Here is a 21,602-nt window from a genome sequence, read left to right on the forward strand (position 1 = left end):
TTCCGCAGCCCCCACTCGATGAGTAGCGCTCATCTATTACGAGACCAAGGAAGGAGCCGTGAAATGGCCCGCCGTTGACGCCCTGTGCCGTGAGTACGGGGCTACGGACGAGGAGCGCGCTGCGCTCGTGGACCTGGCCAAGGGCGCGAAGATCCAGGGCTGGTGGCATTCACTGGCCGACCCGATCCCCGAGTCCATGAACCTGCTGCTGACGCTGGAGAACGAGGTGGTCCGGGAGGATCACTATGCCGCGGTCTACGTGCCTGGCCTGCTCCAAACCCGGGCGTACGCAGAGGCCGTGCACCGGGCAAGAAGTCGGGCACATGGTGGACATTCGCATGAAGCGGCAGAACCTACTGCGACGCGACGATCCGCCCCACATCTGGGCGGTCATGGACGAAGCGGTGATCCGCCGCATGGTCCGCGGTGGCCACACTATGCGTGAACAGCTGCGTCACCTGCTGGAGTGCACAACTTCGCCGCACGTCACCGTGCAGATACTGCCGTTCTCGTCGGGCGCCCATGCTGCTGCGCTGGGCAGCTTCCTAATCTTGGGTGGCCCAACGCCGTCTCTGGATGTCGTCTATGTCGACGTCCTGGGCGGCAGCCTGTTCATGGAGAAGCCCAAGGAGCTTGAGCGCTATAGGTTGGCGTTCGAGTACCTACGGGCCCAGGCACTTGACCTCGAGAAGACCGAGGACCTGATCCACGCGGCCATCAAGGAGCTTTGATGCGGCACTCCCAGCCCGTCGAGGGCAGCACCCTCTGGTTCAAGTCTTCGTACAGCGGCGGTAGCGGCACCGAGTGCATCGAAGTGGCTGCACTGGCCTGCGCCGTTACCGCAGTGCGTGACAGCAAGGTGCCCTGGCGGGGGTCCTTCAGTTCGGCGATGCGGCCTGGGACGCGTTCGTGTACGGCGTCCGGGAGGAGCGGCTGGGGTGAGTGAAGTCGCGTGGGAGGCGTTGCTTCGGCGGGGGCGGCTGGGGGTGCTGGCTACCGTCAAGCGGGATGGGCGGCCGCAGTTGTCGAACGTGAACTACGCGTTCGGCGGCGACGAGCAGGTCGTGCGGGTGTCCGCTACCGAGGGGCGGGCGAAGGTGCGGAATCTGCGGAGGGATCCGCGCGCGAGCCTCCACGTCATGTCGGAGGACGGTCGGGAGTGGGCCGTCGCCGAGGGTGATGTGGAGCTGTCCGATGTGGCGGCGGAGCCGCATGACGCGGTGGTGGAGGAGCTGGTCGAGTCGTTCCGGGCCGTGCAGGGGGAGCGCCCGGACTGGGCTGAGTACCGGGCGGCCATGGTGGCGGATCGGCGGCTTGTGGTCCGTCTGCGGGTTGCGCGGGTCTACGGGCAGGGGCCCGGGTGAGGGGGCGGGGGTTGGAGGGGTTGGGGTTCGGTGAGGTTCCGTTGTTGGACCCGCTGGTGTATCCGGGGCGGTCGGTGGCGGAGCCGGTGGTGTTGTGCGGGGACGAGTTGCTGTCGCTCGGGCGGGTGGATGAGGCGGCGTTCGTCGCGGAGGGGCGGGTTCCGGTGCTGGCGGTGGGGTCGAACGCGGCACCGGCCCAGTTGCGGCACAAGTTCGCGTTGGGCGGGGTCTCCGGGACGGTGCCGATGGTGCCGGTCCGGGTGGGCGGTCTGGCGGTCGGCCACTCGGGGCACGTCAGCGTGGCCGGGTACGTGGCGTACTCTCCGTTCCCGGCGGCGGGCACGGTGTCGGACGTCGTTCTGCTGTGGTTGGAAGAGGGGCAGTTGGGGGTCGTCGACGCCTCGGAACGGGTCAACTACCGGCGGGTGGAGCTGCCCCGTGACCGTTTTCCCGTGCGGGGCTGCCGCCGTGGAGTGCACGTCTACGTGTCCTCCCGAGGGCTGCTGGCCGGGGCCGGGGGCGCGCCCCGGGAGGCCGGGGACCAGCGGCGGGTGATGGGCGAGCTTCTGGCCGCCTCACCACGGCTTCGGGAGGTGCTCGGGGCCTCGCCCGAGGAGTGGGTGCGGCGGGTGGCGGCCGATCACCGGCTGTGCGGCGCCGCGTCTGTTCTGCTCGTCGAGGAGGGTTTCGTGCTGGGCAATCCGCTGGCCTAGCGGGCCGGCGGGCGTCACCAGGACCGGGGAACTTCACGGGCCCGGTCGGCGTTGCCGGGGCACGGACATCTTGAGGGAGGGGTGCGACATGGGGTGGTTGCGCAGACCGGTCGTCGCGGGCGGGCTGGTGCTGGGCCTCGCGGTGGCGGCGGTGGGGCTGTACCTGTTCCAGCCGTGGAAGCTGTGGACGGACGAGACGGTGAACGAGGCGCTGCCGTCCTCCGATCCGGTGGCCGTGGAGTCGGAGAAGCCGGGGGCTGCCGAAGAGCCGGGCGCTGCGGAGGAGTCGGCGGAACCGACGGGTCCGATGACGCTGGCCGAAGGGCGGTTCATCACCCACGAGCACGCCACCGAGGGCACGGTGAAGATCGTGGACCTGGGCGACGGTGAGCGCGTCCTGCGTCTGGAGGGGCTGGACACCAGCAACGGTCCGGACCTGAAGGTGTGGATCACCGATGCCGAGGTACTGCCCGGTGAGGAGGGCTGGGGCGTGTTCGACGACGGCGCGTACCTGGACCTCGGGAAGCTGAAGGGCAACAAGGGGAACCAGAACTACGCGCTCCCCGCCGATGCCGACCTGGACACCTACAGCAGCGTCAGTATCTGGTGCGACCGGTTCAACGTGTCCTTCGGCGCTGCGGAATTGGCGCGCGTCTGAGGTAGGCGGGGGCGGTAGGCGGGGCTGGCCTTCGGGGTGCTCGCCCGCCGAGCGGCCGTCATCGCCCCGCCTCCGCGGCCCGGAGCACGCTGATGTCGCCGTTGCTGGTGTTCAGGTCGAGCCGGTGGGCCCCCGATCGGTCGTCGGGCACCTCGATGTTCGTGTCGCCGTTGCTCGTTCGGGCGGTCACCCGGTAGTCGGCCTTCGGCACAGTCACCGTGATGTCGCCGTTGGACGTCTTGGCACGGACGTCCGACGCGGTGCGGGAGGCCAGCGTGACCTCTCCGTTCGAGGTTTCCACCACGATGCGGGGTCCTTCGATGTCTTCTCCGGTGATGCGCCCGTTGGACGTCCGCACCTGCACGGGGCCGGTCACCCGGTTCATCTCGACGCGGCCGGAGTCGGTCGTCACGTCCACGGCGCCCACGTCGGCCACGCTGATCATGCCGCTGGACACCTCGCCGCGCACGGGCACGCCGGTGGGTACGTCGACGGTGTACCGCACCGAGCAGCGGTTTCCGCACCCGCCGAGGTACAGCTCTCCGTCCTCGATCCGATGCGTGGCGCCGTCCGGTTCGTCGCCCCGGTACTCGACCTCGCGGTGGAGGGTGAGTCTGCCGTCGTCCGTGCCGTTCACCGTGACGCTGCCCGCGTCGTTGTCGATCCGTACCGAGGTGATCCTTCCGGACAGCTCACTCTCGTCCTCGAAGGTCTCGCCCTGCACGAGGCCGCAGGCGGTCAGGCCACCGGTGGCGAGGCCGGCCGCGATGAGGACGCCGAGGCCACGAAGCCGCTGAGGCATGGAACTCCCCTTGATCGATAGGTCACCGTACGGGTGCGGAGTGTCGGACCCGCCCTGCCGGACGCCGACGCGCGTTCGACGCTAGCCGCGGCCGCGCGGGCGCGACCATGGGGCAAACCCCCGGCCGTGACCGAGGGTCGTCCACACCCGGTGACTGGTCCGGGCCCGCCTCCCGTGGCACGGCCCGGGACGACGTCAGGCGCGGTCGAGGGTGAGGACGGTGCAGCCGTTGGAGAAGGTGCGGCTGTCGGTGAGCGTGAACGCCGTGGGGTTGAACGCGGTGGTGAACGCGGGGATGCCCGCACCGGCCACGACGGGGTACTTCTTCACGATCAGCCGGTCGATCTCCGTGAGGAGGATGCCCGCGAGACGGCCGCCCCCGGCCAGGTAGACGCCCAGCGGGCCGTCCTCCGCCTTGAGCCGGCGCACCAGAGCGACGGGGTCCTCGGCGGTGATCGTGACGGCCGGGTCGGAGGACTCGGTGAGCGTCCGGCTGCAGACGTAGGTGCGCAGGTGAGCGTAGGGATCGGTGATGCCCTCCCGGAGGGCGGGCTCGTAGGTGCGGCGGCCCATGAGGACGGTGTCGAACCGCCGGTTCGGGCGGTCCGCAGAGCCGAGGGAGGCGCGGACGTGGGTCGGGAGCACTTCCGGGTACTCCGCGTCCATGTGGGCGATGTGGTCGTCGGCGAGGGGGTAGAAGTCGACCTCGTCATCGGGCCCGGCGATGAAGCCGTCGAGGGAGAGGCCGACGTAGTAGGTGAGTTCGCGCATGGTTCTCCTCGGGGAAGCGGCTGGAGCAGCCTTAATCACTACAGCTATAGTGGTACGCCTGTAGTGGTTCAGGCAAGCGGAATATCCGAGGAGGACCGCCGTGGTGCGCACGAACCCGGAGCGGCGCGCGGCGTTGCTGCACGCCGCCATCGACGTGCTGGCCGAGGAGGGAGCGCGCGGGCTGACGTTCCGGGCGGTGGACGAGCGGGCCGCCGTGCCGAAGGGGACGGCGTCCAACTACTTCGCCGGCCGCGACGCGTTGCTGCGGGAGGCGGGGCAGTACCTCTTCGTCCGCCTCACCCCGGACCCCGAGTACGTCGCGGAGCGCATGAGCCGTCCGCCCACCAAGGCGCTGGACGTCGTCCTGATGCGCGACATCGTGGAACGGGCCCGGTCGGACCGCAACGGCTTCCTGGCCATGCTGGAGCTGCGCCTGGAGGCCACCCGACGCCCGGAACTCCGGGAGGCGTTCACCGAGCACTACCGGGCGAACCTGGAGGAGAACGTCCGGGCCCACGTGGAGGGTGGTTTCCCCGGCGACCGGTCGACGGTCGTGATGCTCTACCTGGCGATGACCGGGCTCCTGGTCGAGTACCTCACGCTGCCCGGGGTGCTGGACGCGGCCGAGAGCTCGCTGGACGACCTCGTCGCCTCACTCGTGGACGTCATCGTCCCGGAGCAGTGAAGCGCCCCTCCGGTCGGGGGCCCGGCACAGGCCGACGGCCCTGGCGTCGGGGGGTGGTCCGCCAGGGCCGTCGGAGCGGGGTGCCCCCGTCGCCGGGGGGTGTGTCGTGCGGTACGGGCGCGCGGGGCCGGACGTTCACCCGCGCCGTGCAACCTCAGATGCTCAGGCCCTTGCCGCGCAGCCAGGCCAGCGGGTCGACGGTGTCGGTGCCGCCGGGACGCACCTCAAGGTGGAGGTGGGGGCCGGAGGAGTTGCCGGTGGAGCCGACGCGGCCGATGGTGTCGCCCGTGGTGACCTGGCCACTGGTGCGCGTCATCGATGACAGGTGGCAGTACCAGATCTCGGTGCCGTCCTCGAGTTCGAGCACGATGCGGTACCCGTAGGAACCGGCCCAGCCGGCCTCCTTGATGGTGCCGCTGTGCACCGCCTTGACGGGCGTGCCGCTCGGTGCGGCGAAGTCCTGGCCGGTGTGGTTGTTGGACCACATGCTGCCGGAGTCGCCGTAGCTCGAGGTGAGCTGGAAGTTCGCCAGGGGGAGGGCGTAGCTGGCGGCGAGCTTGCGCAGCCGCTCCTCCTCGGCCTTGCGCTTGCGCTCCTCCTCGGCCTTGCGCTGACGCTCGGCCTCCGCTTCGGCCTCGGCCTTCGCCTCGGCTTCCGCCTTCTTCTCGGCCTCGGAGGCGGCGGCCTTCGCGGCGGCGGCGACGGCTTCCTGACGGGCCGTGGCGTCGGCGGCGGACTGCTGGTGGTCGGCCTGGGCGAGGATGCGGGCGCGGAGCGCCTCGCCGGCGTCGGTGTGGCCGTTCTCGACGTCGGCGGCGGTGAGCGTGGCCTGGGTGAGCGGCGCTGCGACCGGAGCTGCTTCGGAGAGGTCGTCCTCCGGCAGGAAGGCTTCGGCTCCGGGTATGTCGTCGGTGAGGCCGGAGAGGTCGGGCATGGTCAGCGGGGCGCTGGTCTTGGGACCGGCCGTGGCGATACCGCCGGCGCCGATGGCGGCGACCATGCCGACCCCCAGGACGGCACTGCTGCGCGCCATGCCGGAACGCTGCCGGGCGACGCGGTGGCGTCCGCGGACGGGGCGCACGGTGTCCTCGGTGGGATTCCACTCGGTGAACGTGGTGCTGTCCTCAACGGACGGGCCGAAGACCTGATAGTCGTCCGAGGCTTCGCCTGCGTACGCGGTCTCGGTGGCATGCCTGCTCGACGCCACGGGGGCGTTCTCCTTTCCTTCCTTCTCGCCTACCGGGTTAGCTGACGGGTTCGGAGCAGGAAGGTCTCCTACGGGCACGGATGCCCGATTCACCCCAAAGAGTGGTTCCCCGGTTCCTTGAGTGCATCTGGTGCTGCGGGTTGTGCAGTTGTGGTGCAGCCGTGTTGCCAGTTGATGCACGGTCAGGATTCGGCCAAGGCGCACGGTGCCGCCTCTGTGGCGGCAGTGACGACCGCGCTGCGTTATCGAACGTTAATAGACTCGCGGCACATATTCCAAGCGTTCTCGGCAACAAGAGGCCGCTCCCGCCAGGACTTTCACCGCTCGCCGGGACAGAAACGGGCATAACCGCCGAGTAAAAGGTTGCCCAACAGCCGGGGATCGTGGCCAAGTCGTCATCACAGGTGTTTCGTGCCGTCACGGTAGGTGACGGCCAGGAGTGCCAGGTCGTCGGACGGTGGCCCGCCGGTGTACCGGGCGACGTCGGCGAGCACGGCGTCCAGGAGCTCGTCCGGCCCGCCGCGCGTCCACTCGTGCGCCCGGAAGCGCTCGGAGAGGTCGTAGAAGACACCGTGGGGATCGCGGGCCTCGGTCAGGCCGTCGGTGTTCATGAGCAGCGTCGCACCGACGGGGAAGGACACCCGGCCCACCGGTGGCGGGACGGCTCCCTCGGCGGGCAGGGCGGCCAGCCCGAGGGGCGGGGCCGGTTCGACGGGTTCCACGCGCTCCAGCCGCCCGTCCGGGTGGATGAGCCACGGCGTGGGGTGCCCGCAGTTGACGACGCGCAGGCGCCCGTCGTCCGTCACCTCGACGAGCACGGCCGTGGTGAACCCCTCCATGGAGTCGACGCTGCCCGCGCGCCGTCTGCCCTCCCGGCGCAGAGCCCGGTCCAGCCGGACGGCGACCTGCGCGAGGTCCGGCTCCGTGTCCGCCGCCTCCCGGAAGGCGCCCAGGACGATGACGACCGAACCGACCGCCTCCAGACCCTTGCCGCGCACGTCCCCGACGAGGAGCCGGACGCCGTGGGGCGTGGCCTGCACGGCGTAGAGGTCGCCGCCGATGCTCGCGTCCTCGCGGGCCGCCTGGTAGCGGGCGGCGATCACCAGGGGGCCCAGCTCGTGCTCGGGCGGCGGGAGGAGGGCGAGCTGGGCGGCCTCGGCGATGTCGCGGGCCGAGGCCAGACGTCTCTCACCGCGCCGTACGACGCGGTTCAAGGCGACCGCGAGGACCGACACGGTGGCCACCGTGGCCACGCGCAGGGAGCCCTCGAAGAGGTCGATGCCCTCGTTGATGTGCAGCAGCCAGACGAGGGCGATGGTCGACACCACGCCGGTGACGGCGGTGGCGCGGGCCGAGTACAGGGGAGCCGCGACGAGGGGGGCGGCGGCGAAGAGGGCGGCGAAGACGAAGTCGGTCGGAGTGAGGGCCTGCGCGGCGGAGCCGACGGCGATGAGCACGGGGGGCAGCCACAGGGACAGACGACGGCCGAGCGACTCCCGCGGCCGGGACGCCGTCCTCGTCCGATCCGGCGCGAACGGCGCGCCCCCGCGGGCGCCGGCCGCGTCGGCCGCGCCGCCCGCGCCGGACCCTCGTCGTCGCCTACCCACGGGCCCCACTGTGACCATTCCTGCCGGTGGGGGCGAGCGGGCCGGTCCATTCGGTGGGGCCGGCCCGGATCCCCACGCATGGGTCATCTTTTCACCAAATCAATCAGTATGCCTTCTCTAAGCGATCTGTGGAGGAATGTCGGTGTCCTGGGTCACAGTTGTTGTGGAGGACGGAGGGACTTGCTGATGAGTTACGCGATCCAGGCCGAGGGCCTGACGAAGCGGTTCAAGGAGACGCAGGCGCTCGACGGGGTGGACCTGGCGGCGCGGACGGGCAGCGTCCTCGGGCTGCTCGGCCCCAACGGCGCGGGCAAGACGACGGCCGTCCGCATCTTCGCCACGTTGATCCGGCCGGACGGCGGCCGGGCGGTGGTCGCGGGGCACGACGTCGCGCGGGAGCCCGGCAGGGTGCGGGCGGCCGTCGGGCTGACGGGCCAGTACGCGGCGGTCGACGAGAACCTGACCGGCACCGAGAACCTGCTGCTGATCGGACGCCTGCTCGGCATGCCACGGCGCGCGGCGAAGGGCAGGGCCGCCGAGCTGCTGGAGCGGTTCCAGCTCAGCGAGGCCGGTGGGCGCGCGGTGAAGGGATTCTCCGGCGGGATGCGCCGTCGGCTGGACCTCGCGGCGAGCCTGGTCGGCCGTCCGCAGATCCTCTTCCTCGACGAGCCGACGACGGGGCTGGACCCGCACAGCCGGGGCGAGGTCTGGGACATGCTGCGGGGGCTGGTCGCCGAGGGCGTCACGGCGCTGCTCACCACCCAGTACCTGGAGGAGGCCGACAAGCTGGCCGACGAGGTCGTCGTCATCGACAAGGGCCGGGTCATCGCCGAGGGCACGCCGGACGAGCTGAAGTCCGCCGTGGGCGGCCAGGTCCTCCAGCTGCGCCCCCTGCGGTCCGAGGACCTGGACGCCGTGCACGCGCTGGTCACGGAGGCCGCCGGCGGGGAGACCCACATCGAGTCCGGGATGATCATCGCGCCCGTGAAGGACCCGGCCCTGATGCCGGCCGTCGTGCGGCGACTGGACCGCGCGGACATACCGATCGGTGAGCTCGCGCTGCGCCGCTCCTCGCTCGACGAGGTGTTCCTCGCCCTGACCGGGCACCGGGCGGCGCCCGCGCAGCGGCCGGAGGAGCAGCCGAGCTCGCCGGACGACGCGGCGTTCGAGCGGGTGGGCAGCACGAGGGGCGGGTCATGACGGCGACGACGATCACCGCGCCCCTCACGAAGGGGGGCCGGGTCCGCCCGGGCGCCGGTCTGCGGCAGACGGGGACGATGGCGTGGCGCAGCCTGGTGTCCGTCAAGCACAACCCGCTCGAGCTGGTCGACTACAGCATCACGCCGATCATGTTCGTGTTCCTCTTCACCTACGTGTTCGGCGGGCAGATGGCCGGTTCGCCGGAGGCATACCTGCAGTACGCGCTGCCCGGCATCATCGTGCAGAACACCCTGTTCATGACCATGTACACGGCCATGTCACTCAACAGCGATCTGACCAAGGGCGTCTTCGACCGACTGCGCAGCCTGCCCATAGCCCGCTCGGCCCCCCTCTTCGGGCGGATCGCCGCCGATCTGGCCAAGCAGCTGTGGGCGATGTTGCTGATGCTGGCTCTCGGCGCGGTGCTGGGCTTCCGGATCACCGGCGGTCTTGAGGGCTTCGTGGGCGCAGCCCTGCTGCTCCTGGTGTTCGCACTCGCCGTGTCCTGGAGCGCCGTGCTCATCGGCATGCTCGCCGGTGACCCGGAGAAGGTGCAGGTCTTCGCCTTCACCCTGATCTTCCCGATCACCTTCACCAGCAGCGCGTTCGTCCGCGTCGAGACGATGCCGGGTTGGCTGCAGGCGTGGGTGGACATCAACCCGGTCACCCACCTGTCCGACGCCTTCCGCGGGCTGCTGGTGGGCGGGGAGATCGCGGGGCCGGTGCTGTGGTCGCTGGCCTGGGCGGCGGGCATAGCCGCCGTCTTCATCCCGCTGGCGCTGCGCGCCTACCGCGCTCGCGCCTGAAGGGTTGCCGGCTAGGGGCCGGTGGTGGCTCCCGTCGGCCCGCCCTGGCCGTCGTGGACGCCGTCGGGGACGACCGGAGCCGCGCCCTCCGGCAGGCTGCGGGCGGTACCGCTGGCGGCCCGGCGACTCTGCCGACGGGCTCGCCAGACCTCCACGATGATCGGGATGACCGAGAGGAAGACGATGCCGAGAAGGATGGGTTCGATGTGGGCGCGGACGAAGTCGATCCGGCCGAGCATCGCACCCAGCACGGTCACACCGGCGCCCCACAGCACACCGCCGACGACGTTGTACGTCACGAACGTGCGGTAGTGCATGTGGCTCACACCGGCGATGATCGGAGTGAAGGTCCGCACGATCGGCACGAAGCGGGCCAGGACGATGGACTTGGGGCCGTGCTTCTCGAAGAAGACGTGGGCCTTCGCCACGTTCTCCTGCTTGAAGAACCGGGAGTCGGGTCGGCGGAAGAGCGCCGGGCCGACCTTGCGGCCGAACAGGTACCCCACCTGGTCTCCCGCCACGGCGGCGATGACGATCAACGTGCACACCAGCCACAGCGGGTAGTGGAGGTACTGACCGGTGGCGACGAGCAGGCCGGTGGTGAAGAGGAGGGAGTCCCCGGGCAGGAAGAAGCCGATCAGCAGGCCGGATTCCGCGAAGACGATGATCAGGATGCCGATGAGCCCGAACGACGCGATCAGATGATCCGGGTCGAGCCAGCTGGGTCCGAGCGCGAGTGAGGTCACGGCACAGGTCCTCGGTCAGAGCGCGTTGCGCGGCAGGCGGGCGGGCCCGCAGGATGCGGGCAGGGCAGGCGCCTACCGCGTTGCGGAAGCACTCCCCGCGAAACCATACGCGCCTACGCCCGCCGGAAGCTTCAGGTCGAGGCTGCTGAGGGCCCCAGGTCGAGGGGCCCAGGTCGAGGGGCGCTGCCGCGCGGTGCTCGCGGCGGGCTCGCGGGCGACCGGAGGGCGGCGAGGCCGAAACGGCGTAACGGACCGGCGTTCCGGGTGGGAGAAGCGGCGCCGACGGGTACGTCTGTGCGCGACGTTGCCACGGTCGCCCGGGCGTCACGGCGCCGGGAGCGGCGGTCCGGGTAACGGCGTCAAGTCACCCGTGCCACAAGCGTTCCCATCCGCGCGTTCGGACGCTACGTTTCCGTGCAGCGCGCGTCCGTATCGCGGACAAGACTCCCCCGCCGCCGAACAGCCACCTGCCGTACCCCACCGGAAGGAACTGTCTGTGCCTTCTTCGCCCAAGAGCAGACGACGCACTCTGGCCGCGATCGCGGCGGTCGCCGTGGCGACCCCCCTGCTCCTCACCACCACCGCCACCCCCGCCGCGGCCAAGCAGAGCCCGGAGGACAAGGGAACCAAGCTCGCCGAGAAGCTCGTCCGCAAGACGACCGGCGACGGCGCCTTCCGCCACATGAAGGTCTTCCAGGCCATCGCCGACATCAGCGACGACAACCGCGCCGCCGGTAGCAAGGGCTACGACCTGTCCGCCAAGTACGCCGGAACGCTGCTGCGCGCGGCCGGCTACAAGGTGACCTACCAGGACTTCGAGTTCACCTACCGCGAGACGGTCGCCGAGAAGCTGACGGTGCTCGCACCCGAGCAGCGGGACGTCCCGATCAAGCTGATGACGTACACCGAGAGCACGCCCGAGGGCGGCATCGAGGGGTCCGTCGCTGAGGTGCCGGTCGACGCCGACGGCACCACGGGCTGCACCGCGGACGACTTCGCGGCCGGCGACTTCAGCGGCAAGATCGCCCTCATCCAGCGCGGCGGCTGCACGTTCGCCGACAAGCAGACGGCCGCGGCCGAGGCCGGAGCGATCGGCGCGGTCATCTACAACAACACCGAGGGGGAGCTGAACGGCACCCTCGGCGACCCGAACGTCGGGGTGATTCCGACGGGCGGCATCACGCAGGCCGACGGAGAGGCGCTGTCCGACGCGGTCGAGGCCGGTGAGGTGTCCGTCAACCTGGAGGTCATCGAGTTCCAGGAGGAGCGCACCACCGCCAACGTCATCGCCGAGACGCGCGGCGGCGACGCGGACAACGTCGTCATGGTCGGCGCGCACCTCGACTCCGTCGCCGACGGCCCCGGCATCAACGACAACGCCTCGGGCTCGGCCGGTGTCCTGGAGACCGCCCTCCAGTACGCCAAGGAGACCAAGCAGTGGCACCGGGACCACCCGAAGCAGCCGGAGAACAAGGTGCGCTTCGCGCTGTGGAGCGCCGAGGAGCTGGGGCTGCTGGGCGCTGAGCACTACGTCGGCGACCTGTCGGAGGACGCGCAGGAGGACATCGCGCTGTACCTCAACTTCGACATGATCGCCTCGCCCAACTACGGCCTGTTCGTCTACGACGGTGACGACTCCGACGGCGTCGGCGCACCGGCGGGCCCGGAGGGCTCGGCCCAGATCGAGTACGGCATCAACGAGTTCATCAAGTCGCGCGGTGAGGAGCCGCGTGGCACGGACTTCTCGGGCCGCTCCGACTACGGGCCGTTCATCGCGGTCGGCATCCCCTCCGGCGGGACGTTCACCGGAGCCGAGGGCGTCAAGACCGAGGAGCAGGTGGAGCTGTGGGGCGGGGAGGCCGGCACGGCCTACGACGCGTGCTACCACCTGGCCTGTGACGACATCGAGAACGTCAACCGGCACGCGCTCGACGTCAACGTCCGGGTGATCGCGGACGCGGTCGGCCGCTACGCCTGGGACACCTCGTCCCTCTCCCGCGCCGTGCCGTTCGTGCCCTCCGGTGAGGGCGCCGACTCCGACGGCGGGCACGACCACCACCACGGCGGCGAGACCAGCTGACCTCCGCCGATCGTTCACACTGCGGGCGCCGTACCGGTCGTGACCGGGTACGGCGCCCGCGCCGTGCGGCGGGTCCGCACGCCGTGTGGAGCCGCCGCCCCGCCCCGGCACAGGGCCCGGGCGGATGCGTGGAAAAGCGCGTCGCGCGCCGGCCCGCGAGGCTGCGCCCCGCGCCGCCCGCCCGGTAGGCTTTCCGTGTGATCTTCAAGCGAATCGGAAACGGTCGGCCGTACCCCGACCATGGCCGGGACAGCACCCGGCAGTGGGCGGACGTGGCCCCACGCCCGGTACGCCTGGACCAGCTCGTCACGACCAAGGGCCAGCTCGACCTGGAGACGCTCCTCGCGGAGGACTCGACGTTCTACGGCGACCTCTTCGCCCACGTCGTGAAGTGGCAGGGCGACCTCTACCTGGAGGACGGGCTGCACCGCGCCGTTCGGGCGGCGCTGCAACAGCGTCAGGTGCTGCACGCCCGGGTCCTGGAGCTGGACTGACGCAGCCGTCGGGGAACCACGCGCCGCCGGACGCCCCGGCCGCGTCGGACTGCGCCTTTTCCCGTAGCGCTGTGACTCTTTCGGGGCGCACCGGCGTCCGTACGTAAGTCAGCCTGTACGCACTTCAGCCCGGCGGCGATACCCTTCGGCCATGAGCATGCTGACGCCCCCTGGCCTGGGTGGGGAGTACCGCATCACGGGTGACCGCTACCCGCGCATGCGGCGCCGCCGCGGCCGGCACCGGATCGTTCTGAGCGCCGTCACCGGCGTCACCGCGCTCGCGTTGCTCTCGTGGGGCACGCTGGAGCTCGTCTCGGTCTTCTCCGGCGACTCCGCGCCGCTCAACACGGCGCACGCCGCCGGGTGCACGCCCTCCCCGTCCGCCTCCGCGCAGGACGTCCAACCGGTGGCGGGAACAGCGGGGAAGGCCGGGAAGGTGGCGGAACCGGCGGCCGTCACCGTCAACGTGCTCAACGCGACCCAGCGCACCGGTCTCGCGCAGCGAACGGCCGACGAGCTGGAGAAGCGCGGCTTCACCATCGGGGCGGTCGACAACGCCCCGCCCGAGCTGGACGGCAAGGTGAAGGCACCGGGCCTGCTGATCGGCACGGAGAAGGCGGAGGCCGACGGGGCCCTGGCGCTGCTGACCGCCCATCTGGCGAAGGCCGAGCCCCGTACGGACGCCGCCCGCGAGGGCGCCGCCGCCGACAGCGTGGACCTGGTGCTGGGCGACGGGTTCCGCGCGCTCACCGCGCCGAAGACGGCGGCGAAGACGCTGACGGCGCTGGCCAGCCCCGCACCGGAGCCCTCCCCCACGGGCTGCTGACGTCACAACCCGCCCCGGCCCGCCGCCGCACCGCCGCCGCACCGCCGCCGCACCGGTGCGGCCGCGCCGCCCGCCTCCGGTCAGTCGGCCGTGCCGTACATCCGGTCACCGGCGTCACCGAGGCCCGGCACGATGTAGCCCTGGTCGTTGAGCCGTTCGTCGACGGCGGCCGTCACCACGGTCACCGGGGTACCGGCCAGCTCCCGCTCCATCAGCTCCACGCCCTCGGGGGCGGCGAGGAGGCAGATCGCCGTGACGTCGTCCGCGCCGCGCGAGATCAGCTCCTGGATGGCCGCGACGAGCGTGCCGCCGGTGGCGAGCATGGGGTCCAGGACGTAGACCTGCCGCCCGGACAGCTCCTCGGGCATCCGGGTCGCGTACGTGGACGCCTGCAGGGTCTCCTCGTCGCGGATCATGCCGAGGAAGCCGACCTCCGCCGTGGGGAGGAGCCGCACCATGCCCTCCAGCATGCCGAGCCCGGCCCGCAGGATGGGCACCACCAGCGGACGCGGACGGGACAGCCGCACGCCGGTGGTCGCTGTGACGGGCGTCTCGATGCCGACCCGCTCGGTGCGCACGTCGCGCGTGGCCTCGTAGGCGAGCAGGGTCACGAGCTCGTCGGCGAGGCGCCGGAAGGTGGGGGAATCGGTACGCCTGTCGCGCAGCGTGCTGAGCTTGTGGGCGACGAGGGGGTGGTCGACGACGTGGGTCCGCATGCCCACGACCTTACCGGTGGCGTGAAACGGGTGTTCCGGGGAAAGTGGACGCATACGCCGGAGGTGAGGCCCATGCCCGACGCATCCGACGCGCAGCACCCCGCCGACCGCACCGGAGCGCGGCACACCGGCGAGGACCGCGTGTCCGACCCCGAGCGGCTGCGCAGGCGCGCCCTCTTCCTGCGGGAGCTGAGCGAGGCCAAGGCCCTGCGGGACCGCGTCCAGCCCCGGCGCGCACGCGCCGCCCGGATGCGCGAGCAGATGCGGATGCGCACGTTCCGCTGGTGAGGCGGGCGCCGCCACGCGACGGCACCGAAGCCCGGGCGGGCGGCACCGTGCGGTGTGCGGCGGTGCGGGCACTCGGGCGATCGGCAAACACCTGCGCCGACGCACGCCCGAAGACTCCTCTCCGGGCCCCTGTTTCTGTCACGATTCCGAGTGAGCGGGGCGTCGCCCCACTTGAACCTCGGGAACGTTGGAAACCAGTGGGAGAGTCACGGTGTACTTCGCCGCACTGCTCGCTCGTACCGATGAGGGTTGGGAAGCGAGCGACACAGAACTCGACAATGTGGAAACCCTGGCCGATCTGACCGACGTCGCCCGCGAGGCGTCCGTCGACGACGACACGGTCCTGATCTGCATCGAGCAGGAGAACGTCTGGTTCGGCGTCGTCCGCGTCGACGGGGAGGACGACCCGCGGATCTTCGTGTCCGGCGCCGCTGCGGCCGCGCGCAGCGCGTACGGGGAGATCCTGCTCACCGACGAGATGCTCGGCCGCGAGCCCCGCGCCGTCGACGACCTCGACAGCCTGACCGATCTCGACGGCACGGAGGACGGCGAGCCGGAGCCCGACGGGGACCTGCCGGGCTCCGCCGCCGAGACGGTGCCGGAGGGGCCGGTCGGCGACGCGGAACTGCTGGCCGACCTCGGGATGAGTGCGGAGGACGTCGTCCTGCTCTCGGCCGACGAGGCGATGGCGCAGATCGCGGAGGCGCTGGGCTGCACGGACGTGCTGGAGGCCGTTCGGTAGCCCGGGGGCTCGACACCGCGTACGCCGGGGCGGCGGTGGAGGGCGACACTGGAAGGCATGTCAGCCCCTTCCGCAGACCCCGTCCGTGACCCGTGGCTCCCCGCGATGCGGCTCGCCCTGGCCGAGGCCCGCCGTGCCCCGGCGGGCGGCGACGTCCCGGTGGGCGCGGTCGTCCTCGGGCCGGACGGCCGGACGGTCCTCGGCCGGGGGCACAACGAGCGCGAGGCCGAAGGCGACCCGACCGCCCACGCGGAGGTCCTGGCGCTGCGCGCGGCCTCCCGGGCGGTCGGCGAGTGGCGGCTGACCGGCTGCACCCTGGTCGTCACGCTCGAACCCTGCACGATGTGTGCGGGCGCGCTGGTGCTGGCCCGGGTGGACCGCGTCGTCTACGGCGCCCGGGACGCCAAGGCGGGCGCGGCCGGCTCCCTGTGGGACGCCGTCCGCGACCGCCGGCTCAACCACCGCCCCGAGGTGATCGCGGGCGTCCTCGCGCCGGAGTGCGGGGGCGTGCTGACGGCGTTCTTCCGGGACCGGTCCGGAACCGATTTCGGCGCGGGCCCGGGCGTGGGCTAAGCTCTCTCCCGGTAGCGTGTCCGAGCGGCCGAAGGAGCTCGCCTCGAAAGCGAGTGAGGGGGCAACTCCTCCGTGGGTTCAAATCCCACCGCTACCGCTCGTGAGCAGGACGAACGAAGGGCCGGACCCGTGCGGGTCCGGCCCTTCGTCGTCGGCCCGTCTCAGTTTCCGTCTCAGTTGCCGGTCGACCGTACGAAAACTCTGACACCCTCGGCGCTTCGCCCTCTACGCTCCGCGTGTGGATCGTGACTGGATGCGGCAGCGCCTCGATGAGTTTGATCAGCTGACAGGGGAGTACTGGAGTGTCAGGTTGGGCAAGGGCGACACCTCAGAACTGAGGAAGCGACTCTTTGAATCCGAGCCCACGGTATTGAAGATCTTGCGCCGCTTGGATCCTCTGTTCTCCGAAGCAGAGGTGCTCACAGACGATGAGTGGGCTGGGCTCGCCATCCACTCCAACCAGATCCAGCGCGCAATCGGCGTCCTGACCGACATGGACGAGTGGGCAGTCCGATTGGCCCCCGACGCTCCTTCCCTTACGGCCGATCAGTTCCACCCGTGGGTGTGGGATGCGGCTCGCACTTTTTGGGAGTCCAAGCACTACCGCGCCTCCGTCCACGCCGCAGCAACATCGATCAACGCACACCTTCAGGACAAGCTAGGCCGTCGTGACCTGTCGGATGCCAAGCTCATTCAAGAAGCCTTGAGCGACAAAGATCCGGAGCCGGGCAAGCCCCGGCTCCGGATACCAGGCGATCAAAAGGACACCGGAGTACAGACACGGCAACGCGGTGCACTGCAACTCGGACAAGGCGCCTACTCTGCGCTTCGGAACCCTGCCGCCCATGAGACTCGTGACCTGACCGAGCAAGAGGCTCTGGAACAGTTGGCCACGTTCAGTGTGCTGGCGCGACTGATCCACGCGTGCAATGTAGTGACGTAGCGCTGTGGGGGCAGAGCAGAGTCTGCCCCCCACAGCCTCAGCGCAAGGAATGGAGCGCCCCGGCAGTGCCGTCGTCGGACCCGTTGCTGTCAGGCTTCCAGATCAGTCCGTCGACCTGTCGGGCTACATCAGTGCGGACGGAATCGACCATGTGCTGATACCGCGCGGTCATGGACGTCGACGACCAGCCCATGAGGCCCATGACAGCCCGTTCCGACACTCCCAGGATGAGCAGGACTGTTGCGGCGGTGTGTCGGGCGTCGTGGAGACGGCCGTCTCGGACTTTCGCGTCCCTCAGCAGCTCCTTCCACTCGTCGTAGTCAACGCGGGGAGACGTGCCCCGACCGGTCGATGTGGCGAAGAGCCAACCGTCGTCGTGCCAGTGCTCCCCTGCGGCCTGTCGCTCGCGGTCCTGCTCGACGCGGTGCCGCCGCAAGAGGTCCGCAAGCTGGGGCGGGAGCCCCACGGCTCGACGGCCGGCACGCGATTTCGTCTCGGCTGTCTCGGGATTCGTCCGGCGCCGCTCCGGGCAGTACCCGGCCTTCCGGCCGCAGGTATCTCCGCATCCGTGGGCGTACCGGGGCCGCCGCCTGCTACGCCGGACGAAGAGGACGCCACCGTCCAGGTCGACGTCCGTCCACTTCAACCCGAGCGCTTCGCCCTGCCGGAGCCCCAGTGCCAAGGCGACAGCCCACCGAGCCGGGTTCCGACGGCGCTGCGCTGCGGTGAGGAGTCGCCGCACTTCCTCCACCGTGTACGGCTCGACTTCCTCTTCACTAACACGTGGGGCCTTGGCCAACCGCACGGGGTTCTCGGCGATGTGCCCGCGCCGGACGGCTTCGTTGAGAGCCGTCCGGAACGTCCGGTGCGCCTGGTGAGCCGTGGCGGCCGCGCTCCCCTGTTCCTGCATCCGCGCGTAGAACCGCTCGATGTGCTCCGGCTCCAAGCGGTCGAGCCGGTGAGCACCGAGGGCGGGGATGATGTGCTTCCGTACAGCTACGCCGTAGCCCACCATCGTGTTCTCGTTGACGGCGAGCGGTGCGATGGTCTCCACCCAGTGGGTCAGCCAGTCGGCCACCGTCCACCGCTTGCCCGGCTTCCGGAGCTTCCCGGCGTCCCTCTGGCGTTCCAGCTCTCGGACCGCCTTGGTGACCTCAGCCTTGGTCTTCCTCTCGACGTGGCGACGGTCCGGCCGCCCGTCGTCGCGGATTCCGACGGTCACTCGGCCATGCCACTTCCCGTCATTGCCGAGATAGACGGATGACCGGCCGTTTGGCTGACGTGTGCGGGGCTTCTGCTCTGCCACTGATGGGCGTCCTCTCAGACGGCGGCAGCGTGAGCGGCCGAGCGGTGGGCGGTACGGAGGCGGGCGACGTACTCGGGGATGGCTTCGGCGGGCACCCTGCGGAGCCGCCCGACGGTGACCGACTCCAGATCGCCGGAGCCGATGAGGCGGTAGCAGACGGTCCGCCCGATGCCGAGACGCCGAGCGGCTTCCTCGACGGTCAGAAGGGCGAGCTTGTGATCAACGGGCTTGTCCTGCACGGCCATGTGCGCTGCCTCTCTCTGAGGTCCGCTACTTCCGCTACCTCCGCTACCGCCCTGGTCAGGGGCGTGATCGTGGTAGCGGATGGGGGTAGCGGTAGCGGATGGGTCCGCTACCGGCCCGACGTGGTCGGGGTCGGGCCGGTAGCGGGTGTGGGTGGTGGGGTAGCGGAGGAATCCGGGCTTGCCGCTACCCGTCGTAGGGCTGTGAGCTGGCCGGTAGCGGCGGTAGCGGAAGTAGCGGACTTCCGGGGGGTGGGGGGCAGTACCGGGCCCAGGCGTCCGTGAGGTCGGCCGCGTAGTAGCCCTTGAGGACTCCGCCGCCGGTCTTGATGTTGCGGGCGGCGATGGGGGTGTTGTCGGCCGTCATGTACTGGCGCAGGAGCTTGGACAGGCCGCGTGCGTCCAGGGGCTTGCCGCCCATGTCGGCCCAGGGGGCTTCGTCCAGGCTGTGGAGCCGTTCGAGGACGGCGACGGTGGGAAGGCGGTCGATGCCGTTGAGGACCTGGTCGCGCAGGTCGGTCAGCAGGCGGATGCCGACGCTGCCCTTGTCGTCCACCTTGGAAGCGTTGACCAGCTCCACGCACGCCGCGCGGGCCCGCTTCGGCCAGTGCCCGCCTGCCGCGTCCGCCACGGCGATGAGCGGTTCCCACACATCGGCGGGCCGGTCGGTCACGCCGTCGGGCATCTCGGGGAAGACACCGTCGACCATCGGCCGGGCCGCTTCGGCCCAGTTCGCCAACCGGTCGCGGAGCTTGTTGCCCTGCGGGGTGTGGATGCGGGCCCGGAACGGCTCCACGGTCTCGTTCCGGGCACGGCGGCGCATGCGGATGACGATGGAGCGGGTCATGATCGTGTCCGGGAGGTTGCCCAGTCCGGCCACCGCCACGGCGCAGTAGGACGGGAAGGGCACGACCGACTGTGTGGAGCCGTCGCCCACGCACCGGTAGGTGACGCCGGAGCGGCGGTGTCCGGCGTTGAGGAACCCGCGCAGTTCCTCGTTGTCCCCCGCCTTGGGCCCAAAGACGGTGTCGATCTCATCGAACAGGATCGTCGGCCGCCCCTCGGGCCCGGACACGGCGCGGAAGAGGGCGGCGGCGGACGCGTTGACCGCCACCATCGGTTGCGGAACCAGGGTCTCTACGATCTCCAGCGCGCGGGACTTGCCCGACCCCGGTTCGGGGCTGAGGAAGGCGATGCGGGGGGTGGAGTCGAAGCAGTCGAGCAGGTGCGCGTGGGCGTCCCACAGGGCCACGGCCACGTAGGCCGCTTCGGTGGGGAAGGCGTTGAAGCGGCGGTGGAAGGCTTCGACGTCGTCCAGCAGCGCGGCGCCGTTGATCGCGCTCATGCGGCCGTCCTCCGTTCGGTGTGGTTGCGCAGCGGGCAGGTGGCGCGGTGCGCGGTGTGGGCGTCGATGAGGGCGAGTACGCGGGTGCGGCCGATGGCCGACTGCCGGTGCCCGCAGGCGCACCCGAAGCGGGCCGAGGGGGCGGCGCCGGAGGGTGCGGTGATGCGCAGCCACGCGCGGGGGAACCGGCCGCCGTCCGGCTGCTGGTCGGTGCCGAAGGCTGATCGGACGGCCTTGCGGCCGACGACCTTCCCGGCGCCCACGGCTCGCGAGGGGCCGGACGGTTCGGCGGCGCGCGGGGTGTCGGGCGTGGTGGTGAGGCTCTTAAGGCGGGGGGATCCGGGGGTCATGCGGCCCTCCTGTGCCCGGTGCTCGGGTTGTTGGCGATGGACCAGTTCAGGGCGCTGGTGATGACCGGGGTGCACTCGGACTCGCGCAGGCCGGCCGCTTCCCCCGCCTCCTTAAGAGCCTGCTCAACCACGTACCGGGGCAGGTCGCCGGATGCGACGAAGCGCCCCAGCGCGCGGGCGGCCCGGGTGAGCGTCCAGTTCCGCACGCCTTCCGGGGCCCCGGCCACGTTCGCGGTCTCGTTGCGCAGCGCGGCGGCGACGTACCCGGGCACCGCACCCGACACCACCGCCGCCCCCGAGTCCGGGCGGGGCGGGGGCGGCGGGGTGAGGGCGCCCAGCAGCCACCGGGGCAGCCGCGCGACCGGGGCCGGGTCGGTGATCTCGTAGGGGCCGTGGGGGAGGGTGCTGCCGGGGGCGACGACGTAGCCGCCCCATGCCCGGGTGTCCACCAGCGGCCCGAGCCGACCGGCGGTGTTGGCCAGCCGGACGCCGGGCGGGGCGGTGAAGTACAGGTGCTCTCCGCCGCTGGCAGTCCGCACGCGGCGGGTGGTGGGGACGGCCTGCCCGGCGCGCTCGCAGAGCGCCTGAAAGGTCGTCGCGCCGCACGGCGCGTCCGTCTGGTTCTTCGGCTGGTCGAGGTCGATGACGACCAGGTCGGCCGGGCCGGTGGCGATGCCGATGTTGTAGGGGCGGTGGGTCCAGGCGGCGTGGATGCGGGCGGGGTCGATGCTGGCGCGCCGCTCCCACTTCACGTGCCCGCCCGCGCACTCGCCGGTGCGGGGGCAGGCGTGCTCGGCGTGCAACGCCGGGCGCTTGGTGCCGGGCCGCAGGGGGAAGACGGGCCAGCCGTGCTCAGCGGCGTCCAGGGCCGCGCGCAGGAGCGCGGGCCGGGGGTCATGAGGCATGCTGAAGGACCTCCTGTAGTGGGAGAGAGGGCGGCCCCGGTTCTTGGTAGGAGTGGGGGCCGCCCTTGGTGCGTGTCGGGTCGTGAGGTGTCTGCGTGGTGGGTGCCGCAGGGCTGTTTTCGTGGGGTTATCGGGGTGGGGCGGGTGTGGTCGAAACCCGATATCGCTGCTGGTCAGGACGCTGTGGGGGCGATGTCGGGGGCGAAACCGGTTTCGGGTGGGGGTGAAACCTT

25 protein-coding genes, 1 tRNA gene, 1 pseudogene and 1 riboswitch are annotated in these 21,602 nt (G+C 71.0%); of the genes and pseudogenes, 16 read left to right on the top strand and 11 right to left on the bottom strand.

Features of this window, described 5'->3' with window-relative positions:
* Positions 1 to 37 precede the first annotated feature (37 nt).
* The 5 genes and pseudogenes from V6D49_RS11720 to V6D49_RS11740 form a co-directional block, all read left to right on the top strand.
* Positions 38 to 731, top strand: a pseudogene (locus V6D49_RS11720) (DUF5753 domain-containing protein); the annotation flags it as partial.
* Entirely contained in the window at positions 731 to 946 is a 216-nt protein-coding gene (locus tag V6D49_RS11725; RefSeq protein ID WP_340559379.1) for a DUF397 domain-containing protein, read from the top strand. The pseudogene V6D49_RS11720 and the gene V6D49_RS11725, both read left to right, overlap by 1 nt.
* Positions 939 to 1,364, top strand: a complete 426-nt coding sequence (locus V6D49_RS11730) for a PPOX class F420-dependent oxidoreductase (RefSeq protein WP_340559381.1) — start codon at positions 939 to 941, stop codon at positions 1,362 to 1,364. Before V6D49_RS11725 ends, V6D49_RS11730 begins: the two co-directional genes overlap by 8 nt.
* A gap of 44 nt (positions 1,365 to 1,408) precedes the next feature.
* Positions 1,409 to 2,077, top strand: coding sequence for a hypothetical protein (locus tag V6D49_RS11735; RefSeq protein ID WP_340559382.1), 669 nt, complete (start codon positions 1,409 to 1,411; stop codon positions 2,075 to 2,077).
* Positions 2,078 to 2,165: 88 nt separating this feature from the next.
* Positions 2,166 to 2,735 carry a DM13 domain-containing protein gene (locus V6D49_RS11740; protein WP_340559383.1) on the top strand — a complete coding sequence of 190 codons (570 nt, stop codon included), beginning with the start codon at positions 2,166 to 2,168 and terminating at the stop codon, positions 2,733 to 2,735.
* 58 nt (positions 2,736 to 2,793) lie between these two features.
* Here the strand turns inward: V6D49_RS11740 and V6D49_RS11745 are convergent, their stop codons facing one another.
* Both V6D49_RS11745 and V6D49_RS11750 read right to left on the bottom strand, forming a co-directional pair.
* Positions 2,794 to 3,537 (bottom strand): DUF4097 family beta strand repeat-containing protein, encoded by a 744-nt coding sequence (locus tag V6D49_RS11745; protein ID WP_340559384.1) that lies wholly within the window; start codon positions 3,535 to 3,537, stop codon positions 2,794 to 2,796.
* 195 nt (positions 3,538 to 3,732) lie between these two features.
* A complete protein-coding gene (locus V6D49_RS11750) occupies positions 3,733 to 4,308 on the bottom strand; it encodes a dihydrofolate reductase family protein (RefSeq protein WP_340559385.1) in 576 nt (191 codons plus the stop codon).
* A gap of 100 nt (positions 4,309 to 4,408) precedes the next feature.
* Here V6D49_RS11750 and V6D49_RS11755 point away from each other — a divergent pair, with 100 nt between their 5' ends.
* On the top strand, positions 4,409 to 4,993 hold the full coding sequence (locus V6D49_RS11755) for a TetR/AcrR family transcriptional regulator (RefSeq protein ID WP_340559386.1): 585 nt from the start codon (positions 4,409 to 4,411) through the stop codon (positions 4,991 to 4,993).
* Between the two features lie 154 nt (positions 4,994 to 5,147).
* On the opposite strand, the gene V6D49_RS11760 is transcribed toward V6D49_RS11755, so the two are convergent.
* Positions 5,148 to 6,200, bottom strand: a complete 1,053-nt coding sequence (locus V6D49_RS11760; protein WP_340559388.1) for a M23 family metallopeptidase — start codon at positions 6,198 to 6,200, stop codon at positions 5,148 to 5,150.
* A gap of 11 nt (positions 6,201 to 6,211) precedes the next feature.
* A riboswitch (cyclic di-AMP (ydaO/yuaA leader) is annotated at positions 6,212 to 6,343 on the bottom strand.
* A gap of 255 nt (positions 6,344 to 6,598) precedes the next feature.
* Positions 6,599 to 7,807 (bottom strand): PP2C family protein-serine/threonine phosphatase, encoded by a 1,209-nt coding sequence (locus V6D49_RS11765; protein ID WP_340559389.1) that lies wholly within the window; start codon positions 7,805 to 7,807, stop codon positions 6,599 to 6,601.
* A 186-nt stretch (positions 7,808 to 7,993) separates the two neighbouring features.
* Between V6D49_RS11765 and V6D49_RS11770 the strand changes: the two genes are divergently transcribed.
* Positions 7,994 to 9,007: an ATP-binding cassette domain-containing protein gene (locus tag V6D49_RS11770; protein WP_340559391.1), complete on the top strand. Its 1,014-nt coding sequence runs from the start codon at positions 7,994 to 7,996 to the stop codon at positions 9,005 to 9,007.
* Positions 9,004 to 9,813, top strand: coding sequence for an ABC transporter permease (locus tag V6D49_RS11775; protein WP_340559393.1), 810 nt, complete (start codon positions 9,004 to 9,006; stop codon positions 9,811 to 9,813). Before V6D49_RS11770 ends, V6D49_RS11775 begins: the two co-directional genes overlap by 4 nt.
* 11 nt (positions 9,814 to 9,824) lie before the next feature.
* Here V6D49_RS11775 and V6D49_RS11780 read toward each other — a convergent pair whose 3' ends face one another.
* On the bottom strand, positions 9,825 to 10,559 hold the full coding sequence (locus V6D49_RS11780; protein ID WP_340559395.1) for a DedA family protein: 735 nt from the start codon (positions 10,557 to 10,559) through the stop codon (positions 9,825 to 9,827).
* Positions 10,560 to 11,049: 490 nt separating this feature from the next.
* On the opposite strand from V6D49_RS11780, the gene V6D49_RS11785 reads away from it, so the two are divergent.
* The 3 genes from V6D49_RS11785 to V6D49_RS11795 all read left to right on the top strand — a co-directional run bounded on the left by V6D49_RS11785 (position 11,050) and on the right by V6D49_RS11795 (position 13,959).
* The gene (locus V6D49_RS11785) at positions 11,050 to 12,639 is read left to right on the top strand and encodes a M28 family metallopeptidase (protein ID WP_340563904.1); all 1,590 of its coding nucleotides are present in this window, start codon (positions 11,050 to 11,052) and stop codon (positions 12,637 to 12,639) included.
* A 197-nt stretch (positions 12,640 to 12,836) separates the two neighbouring features.
* Positions 12,837 to 13,133 carry a type II toxin-antitoxin system VapB family antitoxin gene (locus V6D49_RS11790; RefSeq protein ID WP_071268372.1) on the top strand — a complete coding sequence of 99 codons (297 nt, stop codon included), beginning with the start codon at positions 12,837 to 12,839 and terminating at the stop codon, positions 13,131 to 13,133.
* A gap of 151 nt (positions 13,134 to 13,284) precedes the next feature.
* Positions 13,285 to 13,959, top strand: a complete 675-nt coding sequence (locus tag V6D49_RS11795; RefSeq protein WP_340559397.1) for a LytR C-terminal domain-containing protein — start codon at positions 13,285 to 13,287, stop codon at positions 13,957 to 13,959.
* A gap of 80 nt (positions 13,960 to 14,039) precedes the next feature.
* On the opposite strand, the gene upp is transcribed toward V6D49_RS11795, so the two are convergent.
* On the bottom strand, positions 14,040 to 14,675 hold the full coding sequence (upp, locus tag V6D49_RS11800; protein WP_340559399.1) for a uracil phosphoribosyltransferase: 636 nt from the start codon (positions 14,673 to 14,675) through the stop codon (positions 14,040 to 14,042).
* Between the two features lie 72 nt (positions 14,676 to 14,747).
* On the opposite strand from upp, the gene V6D49_RS11805 reads away from it, so the two are divergent.
* The 5 genes from V6D49_RS11805 (at position 14,748) to V6D49_RS11825 (ending at position 17,221) form a co-directional block, all read left to right on the top strand.
* Complete coding sequence (locus V6D49_RS11805) at positions 14,748 to 14,963, top strand: hypothetical protein (protein ID WP_340559401.1); 216 nt, start codon at positions 14,748 to 14,750, stop codon at positions 14,961 to 14,963.
* A 211-nt stretch (positions 14,964 to 15,174) separates the two neighbouring features.
* The gene (locus tag V6D49_RS11810) at positions 15,175 to 15,705 is read left to right on the top strand and encodes a tRNA adenosine deaminase-associated protein (protein ID WP_340559403.1); all 531 of its coding nucleotides are present in this window, start codon (positions 15,175 to 15,177) and stop codon (positions 15,703 to 15,705) included.
* 57 nt (positions 15,706 to 15,762) lie between these two features.
* Positions 15,763 to 16,278, top strand: a complete 516-nt coding sequence (gene tadA / locus V6D49_RS11815) for a tRNA adenosine(34) deaminase TadA (protein WP_340559404.1) — start codon at positions 15,763 to 15,765, stop codon at positions 16,276 to 16,278.
* A gap of 10 nt (positions 16,279 to 16,288) precedes the next feature.
* Positions 16,289 to 16,375 (top strand) — tRNA-Ser (locus tag V6D49_RS11820).
* A 141-nt stretch (positions 16,376 to 16,516) separates the two neighbouring features.
* The gene (locus V6D49_RS11825) at positions 16,517 to 17,221 is read left to right on the top strand and encodes a TIGR02391 family protein (RefSeq protein ID WP_340559405.1); all 705 of its coding nucleotides are present in this window, start codon (positions 16,517 to 16,519) and stop codon (positions 17,219 to 17,221) included.
* 37 nt (positions 17,222 to 17,258) lie between these two features.
* Here V6D49_RS11825 and V6D49_RS11830 read toward each other — a convergent pair whose 3' ends face one another.
* The 5 genes from V6D49_RS11830 to V6D49_RS11850 form a co-directional block, all read right to left on the bottom strand.
* The gene (locus V6D49_RS11830; RefSeq protein WP_340559406.1) at positions 17,259 to 18,527 is read right to left on the bottom strand and encodes a tyrosine-type recombinase/integrase; all 1,269 of its coding nucleotides are present in this window, start codon (positions 18,525 to 18,527) and stop codon (positions 17,259 to 17,261) included.
* 14 nt (positions 18,528 to 18,541) lie between these two features.
* On the bottom strand, positions 18,542 to 18,772 hold the full coding sequence (locus tag V6D49_RS11835; protein ID WP_340559407.1) for an excisionase family DNA-binding protein: 231 nt from the start codon (positions 18,770 to 18,772) through the stop codon (positions 18,542 to 18,544).
* A gap of 184 nt (positions 18,773 to 18,956) precedes the next feature.
* Positions 18,957 to 20,114, bottom strand: coding sequence for a DUF3631 domain-containing protein (locus V6D49_RS11840; protein ID WP_340559408.1), 1,158 nt, complete (start codon positions 20,112 to 20,114; stop codon positions 18,957 to 18,959).
* Positions 20,111 to 20,464 carry a hypothetical protein gene (locus tag V6D49_RS11845; RefSeq protein ID WP_340559409.1) on the bottom strand — a complete coding sequence of 118 codons (354 nt, stop codon included), beginning with the start codon at positions 20,462 to 20,464 and terminating at the stop codon, positions 20,111 to 20,113. The genes V6D49_RS11840 and V6D49_RS11845 overlap by 4 nt, the downstream gene beginning before the upstream one ends.
* The gene (locus tag V6D49_RS11850; RefSeq protein WP_340559410.1) at positions 20,461 to 21,369 is read right to left on the bottom strand and encodes a bifunctional DNA primase/polymerase; all 909 of its coding nucleotides are present in this window, start codon (positions 21,367 to 21,369) and stop codon (positions 20,461 to 20,463) included. The genes V6D49_RS11845 and V6D49_RS11850 overlap by 4 nt, the downstream gene beginning before the upstream one ends.
* Between the last annotated feature and the right edge of the window lie 233 nt (positions 21,370 to 21,602).

Origin of the sequence: Streptomyces sp. GSL17-111 (assembly GCF_037911585.1) — a bacterium.
GTDB lineage: Bacteria > Actinomycetota > Actinomycetes > Streptomycetales > Streptomycetaceae > Streptomyces.

Bases quoted from the DNA above. Each gene is read 5' to 3' on its own strand.
- V6D49_RS11725 (WP_340559379.1), top strand. From the start codon at position 731: ATGCGGCACTCCCAGCCCGTCGAGGGCAGCACCCTCTGGTTCAAGTCT.
- upp (WP_340559399.1), bottom strand. From the start codon at position 14,675: ATGCGGACCCACGTCGTCGACCACCCCCTCGTCGCCCACAAGCTCAGC.
- V6D49_RS11745 (WP_340559384.1), bottom strand. From the start codon at position 3,537: ATGCCTCAGCGGCTTCGTGGCCTCGGCGTCCTCATCGCGGCCGGCCTC.
- V6D49_RS11740 (WP_340559383.1), top strand. From the start codon at position 2,166: ATGGGGTGGTTGCGCAGACCGGTCGTCGCGGGCGGGCTGGTGCTGGGC.
- V6D49_RS11840 (WP_340559408.1), bottom strand. From the start codon at position 20,114: ATGAGCGCGATCAACGGCGCCGCGCTGCTGGACGACGTCGAAGCCTTC.
- V6D49_RS11770 (WP_340559391.1), top strand. From the start codon at position 7,994: ATGAGTTACGCGATCCAGGCCGAGGGCCTGACGAAGCGGTTCAAGGAG.
- V6D49_RS11750 (WP_340559385.1), bottom strand. From the start codon at position 4,308: ATGCGCGAACTCACCTACTACGTCGGCCTCTCCCTCGACGGCTTCATC.
- V6D49_RS11775 (WP_340559393.1), top strand. From the start codon at position 9,004: ATGACGGCGACGACGATCACCGCGCCCCTCACGAAGGGGGGCCGGGTC.
- V6D49_RS11850 (WP_340559410.1), bottom strand. From the start codon at position 21,369: ATGCCTCATGACCCCCGGCCCGCGCTCCTGCGCGCGGCCCTGGACGCC.
- V6D49_RS11795 (WP_340559397.1), top strand. From the start codon at position 13,285: ATGAGCATGCTGACGCCCCCTGGCCTGGGTGGGGAGTACCGCATCACG.
- V6D49_RS11835 (WP_340559407.1), bottom strand. From the start codon at position 18,772: ATGGCCGTGCAGGACAAGCCCGTTGATCACAAGCTCGCCCTTCTGACC.
- V6D49_RS11845 (WP_340559409.1), bottom strand. From the start codon at position 20,464: ATGACCCCCGGATCCCCCCGCCTTAAGAGCCTCACCACCACGCCCGAC.
- tadA (WP_340559404.1), top strand. From the start codon at position 15,763: ATGTCAGCCCCTTCCGCAGACCCCGTCCGTGACCCGTGGCTCCCCGCG.
- V6D49_RS11805 (WP_340559401.1), top strand. From the start codon at position 14,748: ATGCCCGACGCATCCGACGCGCAGCACCCCGCCGACCGCACCGGAGCG.